8 protein-coding genes are annotated in these 12,400 nt (G+C 67.6%); 1 reads left to right on the top strand and 7 read right to left on the bottom strand.

Going from position 1 to position 12,400, the window contains the following annotated elements; translation table 11 throughout:
* Positions 1-87: 87 nt before the first annotated feature.
* From ACP4XC_RS02455 to ACP4XC_RS02435, 5 genes are all read right to left on the bottom strand, one after another.
* A complete protein-coding gene (locus ACP4XC_RS02455; protein ID WP_427173313.1) occupies positions 88-555 on the bottom strand; it encodes a hypothetical protein in 468 nt (155 codons plus the stop codon).
* Positions 556-562: 7 nt separating this feature from the next.
* Complete coding sequence (locus ACP4XC_RS02450) at positions 563-1,807, bottom strand: ABC transporter permease (RefSeq protein ID WP_427173312.1); 1,245 nt, start codon at positions 1,805-1,807, stop codon at positions 563-565.
* Positions 1,804-2,538, bottom strand: a complete 735-nt coding sequence (locus tag ACP4XC_RS02445; RefSeq protein ID WP_427173311.1) for an ABC transporter ATP-binding protein — start codon at positions 2,536-2,538, stop codon at positions 1,804-1,806. Before ACP4XC_RS02445 ends, ACP4XC_RS02450 begins: the two co-directional genes overlap by 4 nt.
* A gap of 6 nt (positions 2,539-2,544) precedes the next feature.
* A complete protein-coding gene (locus ACP4XC_RS02440; protein WP_427173310.1) occupies positions 2,545-4,116 on the bottom strand; it encodes an efflux RND transporter periplasmic adaptor subunit in 1,572 nt (523 codons plus the stop codon).
* A gap of 90 nt (positions 4,117-4,206) precedes the next feature.
* Positions 4,207-5,241, bottom strand: a complete 1,035-nt coding sequence (locus tag ACP4XC_RS02435) for a polysaccharide deacetylase family protein (RefSeq protein ID WP_427173309.1) — start codon at positions 5,239-5,241, stop codon at positions 4,207-4,209.
* A gap of 167 nt (positions 5,242-5,408) precedes the next feature.
* Here ACP4XC_RS02435 and ACP4XC_RS02430 point away from each other — a divergent pair, with 167 nt between their 5' ends.
* A complete protein-coding gene (locus ACP4XC_RS02430) occupies positions 5,409-7,355 on the top strand; it encodes a heavy metal translocating P-type ATPase (RefSeq protein ID WP_427173308.1) in 1,947 nt (648 codons plus the stop codon).
* On the opposite strand, the gene ppsA is transcribed toward ACP4XC_RS02430, so the two are convergent.
* Positions 7,307-9,688 carry a phosphoenolpyruvate synthase gene (gene ppsA / locus ACP4XC_RS02425; protein ID WP_427173306.1) on the bottom strand — a complete coding sequence of 794 codons (2,382 nt, stop codon included), beginning with the start codon at positions 9,686-9,688 and terminating at the stop codon, positions 7,307-7,309. The two genes, ACP4XC_RS02430 and ppsA, sit on opposite strands and share 49 nt — an antisense overlap.
* Positions 9,681-12,371: a cation-translocating P-type ATPase gene (locus ACP4XC_RS02420; protein ID WP_427173304.1), complete on the bottom strand. Its 2,691-nt coding sequence runs from the start codon at positions 12,369-12,371 to the stop codon at positions 9,681-9,683. The genes ppsA and ACP4XC_RS02420 overlap by 8 nt, the downstream gene beginning before the upstream one ends.
* Between the last annotated feature and the right edge of the window lie 29 nt (positions 12,372-12,400).

Here is a 12,400-nt window from a genome sequence, read left to right as displayed (position 1 = left end):
CAGCACCGGCGCCGCCGTGCCAGTGACATTGGACCCCATTCGCCGCCCCGCCGCTCAGCCGCCCGCAAGGCACTCACTGGACGCTGGTCAGTTGCCGGCGCTGGGCTGCGGGGTGGCCGTTGCGGCCCCGGTGCCGTTCCCCGGGGCGCCGGTCTGGGTGCCTGCGCCCCGCCGGCCCTGGCCCGGGGTGCCGCCCGTGCCGGCGCCGGGGTTCTGCAGGTTACTGAAGTTTGAGCGTGTCCCCCGGGTTCCGGCGTCCATGCTCTTCTGGACCGCGGCGCCGCCGAGGGCTCCGGCCATGACCAATGCCACGCAGACCAGCGCCTTGGTGGACCGGCCCATGGTGAAGCGGGCTTTAGGGACGAACGTGTCATCAGCCGCCGGGGGCAACGGAACATAGCCGCCGTCCGGCCCGTCATCGGCGTCCGTTTCCGCGGCGTCCGTTTCCGCGGTTATCGGAGGCGCACCCCAGCGGGGCACGGCCAGGGGTTCCGTGGCGGAGCTGTCCCTTGGCGCGGGGAAATCGGGTTCATGGGATTCGGAAGAATGATTCACGGGAGGCCTATTCGTAGCGGAGGGCATCGATCGGCCGCAGCTTGGCGGCCTTGTTGGCTGGATATACACCGAAAACCAGACCGATCACGGCGGACACCGCAAGCGATACCCAGACCGTCCACGGCTGGACTTCAGGCTGGACACCGAAGACCGGGAAGGCGCTTCCGGCGAATCCGATGACGATCCCCAGCACACCTCCGATCACCGATATGACCAGGGATTCGATCAGGAACTGGGTAACAATACTTCCCCTGGAGGCGCCGATGGCCTTGCGGATGCCGATCTCCCGGGTCCGTTCGGTGACGGTCACCAGCATGATGTTCATAACGCCGATGCCGCCCACCAGCAGGCTGATGGCAGCCACCGCTCCGAGCAGGGTTGTCAGGGTCTGGGTGGTGTTGGTGGCGGTGGTGAGGATCTGGGCCTGGTTCCTCACCTGGTAGTCCCGGTTGGTTGAATCGACATTGTGGCGGGCGTCCAGAATCATCTGGATTTCGTTCTGCGCCTGGTTCATCACGTCCGTGGACTTGGCCTGCACCGCGACGGACGCCAGGCTCGGCGAGTAGCCGGTGAATTTGTTCTGCGCCACGCTCATGGGGACCACCACGACGTCGTCGGGGTCATTGAGCCCGCTGGACCCTTTGGCCGCGAGCACGCCGCTCACCGTGAAGTTCTGGCCGTTGAGCTGTATGGTCTGGCCCACCGCGGACGCAGTGTTGTCACCGAACAGATCCGAGGCCACGGTGTTGCCGATGACGGCCACGGGGCTGGCGCCCTGGACGTCGGCTTCGCCGAAGAGCGCGCCGGCCGCCGCCGTGCTGTTGCTGATGGCAAAGTACGACGGCGTGGTCCCCAGGAAGCTGCCCACCGAGTGCGTGGCGTTGTTGTAGGTTCCCGTGACGCCCTGCGCCTGGACCAGGGGCGCGGTCTGGGCGATGTCCGGAGCCAGAACCCCGTCCGTCAGCGCGCGTTCATCCTCCAGGGTGAGGTTGGTGCTCCGGGTACGCGAGCCCGAAACCTGGGTTCCGGCGCCAGCGCGGGCGCCCACGGTCGTCGACCGGTTGACGGTGAGCACGTTGGTGCCGAGCTTGCCGATCTGGTCCTTGATGGCGTTGCTGGTTCCGGCACCCACCGCGAGCAGGATGATGACGGCCGCGATTCCGATGAGGATGCCCAGCGTGGTGAGCACGGAGCGAAGCTTGTTGGCCGCGACCCCCGAGAGCGCGAACCGCGCCGATTCCAGGAGATTCACAGCGCACCCGCCAGCAACGGCTGCGCGAATGGCTTGAGGCGCTCGTCGGAGATGATCCTGCCGTCCTGCATGCGGACCACGCGCCCGGCGCGGGCGGCCACATCCATCTCGTGGGTGATCATCACGATGGTCCGCCCGGAGGAATGGAGGCTGTCAAAGAGATCCAGGATCTCAGCCGAGGAGTGCGAGTCAAGTGCACCCGTTGGTTCATCCGCCAGAAGCAGCACGGGGTTGGTGACCAGGGCGCGGGCAATGGCAACCCGCTGCTGCTGGCCGCCGGAAAGCTCGGATGGCTTGTGCTCGGCGCGGTTGGCCAGGCCCACGGCGTCGAGCATCGCCAGCGCACGCTCCCGCCGTTCCCGCCGCCGTACCTTCGCATAGGCGAGGGGCATGGCGACGTTGTCCACGGCACGGGTTCGCGAGATGAGGTTGAAGTTCTGGAAGACGAAACCGATTTTGCGGTTGCGGATTTGCGCGAGTTGGTACTCGTCCAGATCCCCTGTCCTGATCCCGTCCAGCAGGTAGCTGCCGAACGTGGGCGCGTCGAGGCAGCCGATGATGTTCATCATGGTCGACTTACCCGAACCCGAGGCCCCGATGATCGCCACGAAGTCCCCTCGCTCGATGGCGATGTCCACGCCGTCGAGGGCATGGACCTCGGCTTCACCCTTTCCGTAGACCTTCCCGACGCCGGCCAGTTCGATGACGGGCCGGTTGGTGATGGACGGCATGGCCCCCTACCGTCCGCTGCTCGTGTTCGAACCGCCCGCGCCGCCGGCTCCGCCGGAACCACCGCGTGTCCCGCCTGTTCCCGCTCCACCCGCGCCGGCGCCTCCGGTGCCAAGGCCCCCGAATCCGTTGCGCGCCGTTGTGGTGCCGCTGTCCAGGGTGCTGGAAATCGCGGGAAGCTCAACCTGGTCGCCATCGGAGAGGCCGGTGAGAACCTGTGTCCGTCCGCTGGCGGTGATGCCGGTGGTCACGGGTACGCCCGTGGGGGTACCGTTCCTGAGGACATTCACGGTCTGCCGGTTGCCGTTGGTGGTGATGGCCAAGGTGGGAACCAGCAGCGCGTTGTCCGCCGTGGCGGTGGTGACGGAAATGTTGGCGCTTTGGCCCAGCCGCAGCGATTTCGGCGCGTTGTCCACGGAAACCGTTACGGGGTAGGTCACCACCCCGTTCGTGGTGGTGGAGGTCTGGGCGATTGAGACAACCTTTCCGGTGACCGGCGCCGCGCCGGCGTCCTCCTTGACTGCGGGGAAGGTGAACTGCGCGGTCTCCCCCACCTTCATGTTCTCAATGTCCGATTCGGAAAAACCGGCCACCACCTGCAGGTGCGCCGTGTCGCTGATGGTTACCAGTCCGCTGCCCGCCGACGCGGCGGAGGCCGACGTCGCCGAGGACGCGGAGCCGGCGGATGTTCCCGACGCCGAACCCGAAGCTGACGTGGAGCCGCCGGATCCGGAGGAACCGGCGAGCGCCCCGACGACGGCGTTGACTGCAGTCACGGTGCCCGCGACGGGAGCGTTGAGCGTGCAGGAGGCGAGGTTCTTCTGCGCCGTGTCAACCGCGATTTGCGCGCTGGTTGCATTGGCGCTGGAACCGGCCCCTGCCGTGTTGCGGGCGTTTGTCAGGGCCACGCCCGCGGTGGAGACCTGCTGGCTGTCTTTGAGCTGGCTCGCGGCCTGCTGGCTCTGGGCCTGGGCGAGCGCCTGCTGGTCCTTCGTCAACTGCGCCTGGGCGGAGATAGCCGGGTCCACGTAGTTGGCGGGCTTGACCGCGGGGACGGGCTGGGCGTGCGCGGCAGCAAGGGCCGCAGTGTCATTATCAACCACCTTCTGCGCCGCGGCCACGGCGGCTGCCTGCTGCGAGGCGTCGAGCGCGGCTGTTTGCTGGGCGTTGACCAGGCCTTGGTTTGCCGACGAGACCTGGTTGTTGGCGGTCACCTGCTGTTGGCCCGCCTGCGCACTGACACTGTCCAGCTGGGCCTGGGCGGCGTCCAACGCGTTCTGGGCGTTGGTGGGGTCAATGGCCAAGAGCAGTTGGCCGGCAGTGACCTGCTGCCCCAAGGCAACGGGCACGGATGTGATCGGGCCGGAGCAGTTCTGCGCGTTCACCACTGTCGTGGTGGCGGACACGCTGCCCGAGGCGGTGGCCACGGCCGAGATGCTGGCGCGGCCCACGGCCACGCTCCGGCTGGAGGCCGCCGGGACGTTGGAACCGGCGGCGGTGACGGTGAGATACGTGCCCGCCCCGAGGGCAAGGATGACTGCGCCGAGCGCAGAATTAATGAGAAGTGTCTTGGACGGCATGGCGGTAAACTATCGGCCAATGCTGACCGCTTCATGTGAATAGCTCGTATAAGTCCTCCTAGTGCTGTTTATGTCTTCCAGCCGCACCCCTTAGCCCGCCAGCAAGCTGTCCAGCGTCACGAAGCCGTAGCCCGCCTGGCGCACCCGGTCGATGATGCGGGGCAGGGCATCAGCGTCGAGCGTGGAGCCGTCGTCGGGGTTCGAACCGACGTGCATCAGGACAATCTCGCCGGGCCGCAGCGCGGCCAGGACGCGGTCCGCCACCTGGCCGGAAGTGATTCCTCCGCTTGTTCCCTTCCAGCCCAGGGTGTCCACTGTCCATCTGACCGGAACGTAACCCAGGTTGTTGACCGCGGCGATGGTCCGGGTATCACGGTCACCAAACGGGAACCGGAACAGCGGCCGCGGATCCGCCCCGGCCGCCTGGATCGACTGCTGCGCCCCCAGGACTTCGGCCCCGATTCCGTCGTCCGGCAAGCGGCTGAAATACGGATGCGTCATGGAGTGGTTTCCCACCCGGTGGCCCGCGGCAACAATTGCCGCCACTTCGGCCGGGTGAGCTGCCGCCCACGCGCCGGTCACAAAGAATGTTCCATGAATCCCGCTGTCCGACAGGGTCTGCAGGATCCTGGGCAATGCCGCGGAATTGGCCCCGGCATCGAACGTCAGCGCAACCACAGCGCCGGCACCGGGCAGGACTTCGACATCCTTGCCAAGAAGGGCGGCAGGGAACGGCCCCGCAGGAGGAGGAGGAGGAGGCGGCGGCTGCGCAGGAAGGGTCTCCGCCGGGGGTGTTGGGCCCGGAGCCACGGGAGGCGCCCCGGTCGACGGCTCCGGAGTGGGCGCCGGTGTCACCGCTGCGGAGGAAGGGCTTACCGCCGGGACCGGCCCCGTGGGCGAACGCTGCGGGGAGGAAGCCGACGCCGTCTCCGGGCCATTGGTTGGAGCGGTCACCGCCGGCCGGCCGCTGGTTGTGGTGGCCCCCGGCTGGGGGGCACCTGGCTGCGGGCCGGCGGACAGGACCAGGGCAAGGACGAGGGCCACAGCGGACAGTGCGACCGCCACGGCCAACGCGATGAGCCGGAGGCGGCGGCTGCGCTGATCATCGGATAACCCGGGCCACATGCTCCACAATCCCAACGGCAGCGCGCCCCGCGCAAGGGCTGAACGGCCCGGCCGCAGGCGGGAGCCACGGGCGCGGACGGCAACCGGCGCGGGACCTCTATTCCCCTAACGGTCCGTGGCGGGTTGAATGGATTGGTGCACGTAGACGAATCGAGGCGGGTGTACCTGTGAAAGTTGTCCTCCGGTATCCGCTGGTGGCGGGCACGGTGGTGGCACTGCTGGGCGTAGCCATCCTGCTGATGTCGGGCCAGGCGTGGATTTCGCAACTGACGGCGAGCATCTATGCGCTCGCCGTGGCGGCTTATCTTTCCGTGGGCATGATCCGCAGGCTCCGCAGCGGGCACTGGGGGATCGACATCCTGGCCGTGACCGCAATTGTCAGCACGGTCCTGGTGGGCGAATTCATCGCCTCGATGATCATCGTGCTGATGATGGCGGGGGGCACCGCGCTCGAAGACTATGCCGCCGGACGCGCGAAGGGGGAACTAACCGCCCTGCTGGCCCGGGTCCCGCAAACCGCCCACCGGGAGCGCAGCGGCGCGGGCAATGGCGCCGGCAGTAACGGAACGGGCCCCGGCGCCCCGGGAAGCGGGGCGGAGAACGGCCAGCACGAGGACGTGGCCGCCACCGACGTCCGGGTGGGCGATATCCTGCTGGTCAAGCCCGCAGAGGTGGTTCCGCTGGACGGCATCCTGCTTTCGGAGGCCGGTACCTTCGACGAGTCCTCGCTGACCGGGGAAAGCATGCCGGTGGAGCGCTACGCCGGGGATGGCATCATGAGCGGGTCCATCAACGGCGAGGCGGCCATCCGCATGCAGGTGGCCGCAGTGATGGAGGATTCCCAGTACAGCCGGATTGTGGCCCTGGTTAAAGAGGCTTCCGAGAGCCGTGCCCCCATGGTCCGGCTCGCCGACCGGTACGCCATTCCTTTCACCGCGCTGGCGTACGCGCTGGGCGCCATCGCCTGGATCATCAGCGGAAGCCCCACCCGTTTCGCCGAAGTTCTGGTGGTGGCCACCCCGTGTCCGCTCCTGATCGCCGCTCCGGTGGCGTTCCTCGGCGGCATGTCGCAAGCGGCGAAGTCCGGCATCATCGTCAAGTACGCCGGCGTGCTGGAACAGCTCGGAAAGGTCCGCACGGCGGCCTTCGACAAGACGGGAACTCTGACCTACGGGCGCCCTTCGCTGGTGGCCATTATGACGGCCGGGAGCATGGATGAGAACGAACTGCTGCGGCTGGCGGCGTCCGCGGAGCAGTACTCCTCCCACGTCCTCGCGGCGTCCGTGATGGAGGCGGGGCAGTCCCGTGACCTTGGATTTGAAACCGCAAGCGAGGCTGTTGAACACGCCACCCATGGGGTCCGTGCGGTCTTCAACGGACTGGAGGTGGTGGTGGGCAAGCCTGCCTTCGTGGCAGAGTCCGTGGCCGGAGTGGTGGAAACCGAGCTGGACAGCGGACAGCTGGCCATCTACGTGGGCGTCGGCGGCGAATTCGCCGGCGCCCTGGTGATGAGCGATCCAATCCGCGCCGAAACACGCCGTACCCTCGCTGAGCTACGGGCCCTGGGGGTCACCGAGACGGTGATGCTCACCGGGGATGCGCTGGCCACCGCGGAACACATTGCCGCGGAAGCCGGCCTCACGCAGGTGCGGGCGGAGTGCCTCCCGCCGGACAAGGTGGAGGCGGTGAAGTCGTTGCCGAAGCGCCCGGTGATGATGGTGGGCGACGGCGTCAACGACGCCCCCGTACTTGCCGTCGCCGACGTCGGGATCGCCATGGGAGCGAGAGGCTCGACGGCGGCCGGCGAATCGGCCGACGTCGTGATCATTCTCGACGACCTGTCCAAAGCCGCCCAGGCCGTGCGCATCGGGCAGCGCACCGTCCGGGTGGCCATGCAGAGCATCTGGATCGGCATCGTGCTGAGCGTGGGCCTGATGGTGGCCGCGGCCGCCGGCTACGTGCCGGCCATTGCCGGCGCGCTGTCGCAGGAGATCGTGGATCTCGCCACCATCCTGAACGCGCTGCGGTCCCTGAGCCCGGGCCGGCATATGGCGCCGGTACGGGGTCAGGCGGGCGTTTCCACCGCGGCGATCACCCGGACGGTCTTCAGGTAGCTGTCCGGGTTGAGCGAGATCGAGTCGATGCCCTCGCCCACCAGGAACGCCGCAAAGTCGGGGTGATTGCTGGGTCCCTGTCCGCAGATCCCGATCTTGATGCCCGCCGCGTGTGCCTTGCGGATGGCTTCACTGATCATGGCGGTCACCGCGTCGTCCCGTTCGTCGAACAGGGCCGCCAGCTGCTCCGAGTCCCGGTCCACGCCCAGGACCAGCTGGGTGAGGTCGTTGGACCCAATGGAGAAGCCGTCGAACTTAGGGGCGAACTTCTCGGCCAGGATAACGTTCGACGGGATTTCGCACATCATGTAGACCTGCAGGCCGTTATCCCCCCGCACCAGCCCGTTTTCGGCCATGACCGCCAGGACGCGGTCCGCTTCCTCGGGCGTGCGGCAGAACGGCACCATCACAATGACGTTGGTGAAGCCGATGGCCTCCCGCACCCGTTTGAGCGCGGCGCACTCCAAGGCAAAACCCTCCCGGTAGCGGTCATCGTAATAACGCGACGCGCCGCGGAATCCCAGCATGGGGTTCTCCTCCGGCACCTCGAACGAACCGCCACCCACGAGGTGCGCGTATTCGTTGGTCTTGAAGTCGCTGAGCCTGACGATGACCGGGTGCGGATAGTAGGGCGCGGCGATCTTGGCAATGCCCAGGGCGAGCGCCTCCACGAAATACTCCTTGGGGTCCGCGTAAGCGCTGGTCAGCTCGCGGATCTGCGCGGCCTCCTGCTCATCCGTGACCCGTTCCGGATGGACCAGGGCCATGGGGTGGACCCGGATCAGGTTGCTGATGATGAACTCCATCCGGGCAAGTCCCACGCCATCGGCCGGGAGCCGCCACCATTGGAAGGCCGCGCCGGGGCTGGCGATGTTCACCATCATGGCGGTGCGTGTCCGCGGCAGCGCCCCGAGGTCCACTTCCTCGGTGTCAAAGGCCACCGTTCCCTCATAGACCCGGCCCTGGTCTCCTTCCGCGCAGGACAACGTGACGGCCTGCCCCTCGGGCAGGGCGCTGGTGCCGTTGCCGGTCCCGACGACGGCGGGAACTCCCAGTTCCCGGCTGACGATTGCTGCGTGGCTGGTGGGGCCGCCGTGGTCGGTGACAATGCCCGCGGCCCGCTTCATCACGGGAACCCAGTCGGGGTCCGTCATCTCGGTCACCAGGATGGCGCCATCCCGGAAGTTTGCGATGTCCTTGGTGTCCCGGATGACGCAGGCCGTTCCCTGTGCGATGGAATCGCCGATCGCGGCCCCGGACGCCAGCACCTTGCCGGTGCCGCGGAGGTGGTGGATGGTGAACCTGCTGGCGCTCTTGAGCGCCTGGACGGTTTCGGGCCGCGCCTGGACCATAAACAGCTCTCCCGTTTCGCCGTCCCGGGCCCATTCCATATCCATGGGCCGTCCGTAGTGTTCTTCCACCACAACGGCCCAGCGCGCCAGGTTCAGGATCTCGGCATCCTGCAGCACAAAGGACCGCCGTTCCACGGCCGAGGTGTCCACCGTGCGGGTGCGTGCATAGCCGCCCTGGCTGTAGATCATTTTCCGGGCCTTTGAGCCCAGGGTCTTCTCGATGATGGGGAAGCGCCCTTCCTCGGCCAGGAGCGGCTTGAAGACGATGTATTTGTCCGGATTGATGCTCCCCTGCACCACCGTCTCGCCCAGGCCCCAGGCCGCGCTGATTACTGCGGCCCGCGGGAACCCGGTATCCGTATCGATGGAAAACATCACGCCGGACGCGCCGACGTCGGACCGCACCATGCGCTGGACGCCGATGGACAGTGCCACCTCGAGGTGGTCAAAACCCTTTATTTCCCGGTAGCTGATGGCCCGGTCCGTGAAAAGGGAGGCGTAGCAGCGGCGGCAGGCGTCCATCAGCTCGCGTTCACCGGTGATGTTCAGGAATGTCTCCTGTTGCCCGGCAAAGCTGGCATCCGGCAGGTCCTCGGCGGTGGCGCTGCTGCGGACCGCCACAGCGAGCCGTTCCAGCCCCGAACGTTCCACCAGCTGGCGGTAGGAGCCCCGGATGGCTTCGGCGATGTCCTCGGGGAAGTCGCTGTCCAGGAACAGCTCGCGGATCACGCTGCCCGTTGAGCGCAAAGAGGTCTCCCCCGCCTGGTACTCAAGGATCCGGGCGCGGATCACCGAGCCGATGTTGTTGGCTTCGATGAAGGCGCGGTAGGCGGAAGAGGTGGTGGCGAAGCCGTCCGGAACCCGCACCCCCCGGGACTTGAGGGAACGGGTCATCTCGCCGAGCGAGGCGTTCTTACCACCCACCTGCGGCACGTCCGCCATACCGATTTCGTCGAACCACATCACGTGGCGTTCACTCATGGCTGCTCCCGCGGCTTGGTGGCTTATAGACCGATACTTGTGGGAAGGGACGGCGCGCGTCAGAGGCTTTGGACCTTGATGCCTGGCCCGCGGCGGGGCGGCGGTGCCGGATCACCTTGTACAGCCAGTCGGCGATGAGGACCGCCGGGATCGCGGCGAGAGCCGCCACCAGGCCACCGGGGGACGGCGGCGCGTGTCCCAGCAGCGCCGCGATGGGCCCAACGAACAAGAACACCAGCAGAAGCCCAAGCTCCGCCAGCACGGCCCACACCAGCAGCCGGTTGGTGAACCAGCCCAGCCGCCACGGCGCTGTGGTGGCGCTTCGGCAGGCGAACGCATTGGCCAGCTGCCCGAGCACCACAGTGGTGAAGGCCGCCCCCGATCCCGCCACCAGGACGTCCGCGGCGGGTAAGGCGCCGCCCGGATGCCAGCCCGCCCCGAGCAGCACCGCAGTATAGGCCGTCATCTCGAATAGCGCCTCCACCGGCCCCAGCAGCCCGAACACCCGGAACATCAGGGCACGGTCCATCAGGTGCCGTCGTTCCGGCGGCCGCTTGAGTGCCCCCTTGCTGGGCGCCTCGCTCCCCAGGGCCAGGGCCGGCAACAGGTCGGTGCCGATGTCCAGGGCAAGGATCTGCAGAACGCTCAGGGCGAGCGGAAAACGGCCGCCGGACATTGCCCAGAAGACAAACGGGGTGAGCTCGGCAACGTTGTCTGTCAGATGGTAGGTCAGGAACCGCCGGATGTTGGCGTAGGTTGCCCGGCCTTGTTCCACGGCGGCAATAATGGTGGCGAAATCGTCATCCAGCAGCACCAGGTCCGCGGCTTCACGGGCCACATCCGTGCCGCTGAGGCCCATGGCCACTCCGATGTCCGCCTGCTGCAGGGCCGGCCCGTCGTTCACGCCGTCCCCCGTCATGGCCAGGACATGGCCGCGGTGCTGCAGCAGCCTCGCCACTCTCAGTTTCTGTTCCGGCGTGACCCGGCTTACCACCACCCCATCGCGGTCCAGGAGTGCGGCGAGGACAGCATCGTCATCGGGCAGGTCGGTGCCCAGCAGGACGAGTTCCGGGGTGCCCATCAGCCCGGTCTCCCGGGCTATGGCCGCTGCAGTGAAGGCGTGATCGCCGGTGACCATGGCCACTTTGATGCCGGCCTCGCGGGCGGAGGCCAGCGCCATGCTGACTTCATGGCGGGGAGGATCATGCAGGCCGATCAGGCCAAGGAGCTCCAACCCGGCTTCGATCTCGGAGAGGACGTAGCGGCCTCCCGCCGCTTCCGGCAGGCCGCGCTGGGCGATGGCAAGCACGCGCAGCCCGTGGGAAGCCATCTCCTCCACCATCTCCAGCGCCCGGTCCGGGCCGGCCCCGGTCCTGTTCCGTGAGCACAGCGGGATGACGGCCTCCGGGGCTCCCTTCAGGTAGAGCGTCGTCCCCACCACCGCCGATTCCCGCAGACGGCGCGGATCGAACGCAAACCGTTGGGACGGCGTCGGCTCTTCCGGGTGGCCCTCGGGGCCGGCCAGCCGCTTCGCAAGGGCGTCGATCGCCGCTTCCATGGGGTCGCCCTCGGCGATCCACTGTCCCTCATGCAACACCACGCGCCCCTGGGACGCGGCAAGGGCGGCAACACTGAGATGCCTCGCCTGCTCAATGCCTTCGCCCGAGACCTGTGCCTCCGGACTGTAGCCCTGGCCGTCCAGGATCACCATCCCGGAGGGCGTCCAGACTTCGACGGCGTTCATCCGGTTCTGGGTCAACGTCCCGGTCTTGTCCGTGCAGATGAAGGTTGTGGACCCCAGGGTCTCCACGGCCTGGAGGTTGCGGACCAGGGCGTTTCGCCCGGCCATCCGCTGGGCCCCCACGGCGAGGGAGAGAGTCACCGTGGGCAGGAGCCCCTCCGGGACCAAGGCAACTGCCACACCGATGGCGAAGAGGAAGGCGTCCCGCCACGAAATGCCCACCAGCAAGGACAGCACGAAGAACAGCGCACCGATGCCCAGTGCGACGGCCGCTATAACCCGGACGATCCTGCGCAGCTCCAGCGCCAGCGGGCTGGGCGGCGCCTCCACCCTGCCGGTTAGGGCGGCGATTTCGGCGAGCCGCGTTTTGGCACCAGTAACGAGGACTACGCCCTCGGCCTGGCCGTTGACCAGGAACGTCCCGCCGTAGACGGTCTCACCTTCCCCCTTGGGTACCGGCTCGCTCTCACCCGTCAGCATGGACTCGTCCACGGAACAGGTGGCCGTGATGACCAGTTCGAGGTCCGCCGGCACCCTGTCACCGGCCACCAGCACCGCCACATCGTCCGGCACCAGCTCGGTGGTGTGGACCTTCATGATCCGGCCGTCCCTGCGGACCGAGACCAGGGCGGGAAGGAGCTCATGGAGTTTGGCCGCCGCCTGCTGCGCCCGCTCCTGCTGGGCGTAGGCGAAGAGCCCGTTGACCACGATCACCACTATGATCGCGACACCGAGCTGCGGCATCCCCGCCACAAAGGCCAGCCCGGACGCCACCCACAGCATAACGGCGAAGAAATGCGTCAACTCGGCCAACAGCCGGCGCCATCGGGGTACAGGGAGGACCTGCGGCAACTTGTTCGGGCCCACCTGCCGGAGCCGCAGTGCAGCGGCTTCCGAGCTGAGGCCCGCGGTTGCCGGCAATGCATCCGCGCCCGGGATCACGGTCCCCGCCGGCCCTTCACGCGCAGCAC

This window comes from Arthrobacter sp. 92 (genome assembly GCF_050260325.1).
Classification (GTDB): Bacteria; Actinomycetota; Actinomycetes; order Actinomycetales; family Micrococcaceae; genus Arthrobacter.
The sequence above is the reverse complement of the archived record's forward strand: the minus strand, read 5'-3'. Positions and strand labels throughout refer to the sequence as shown.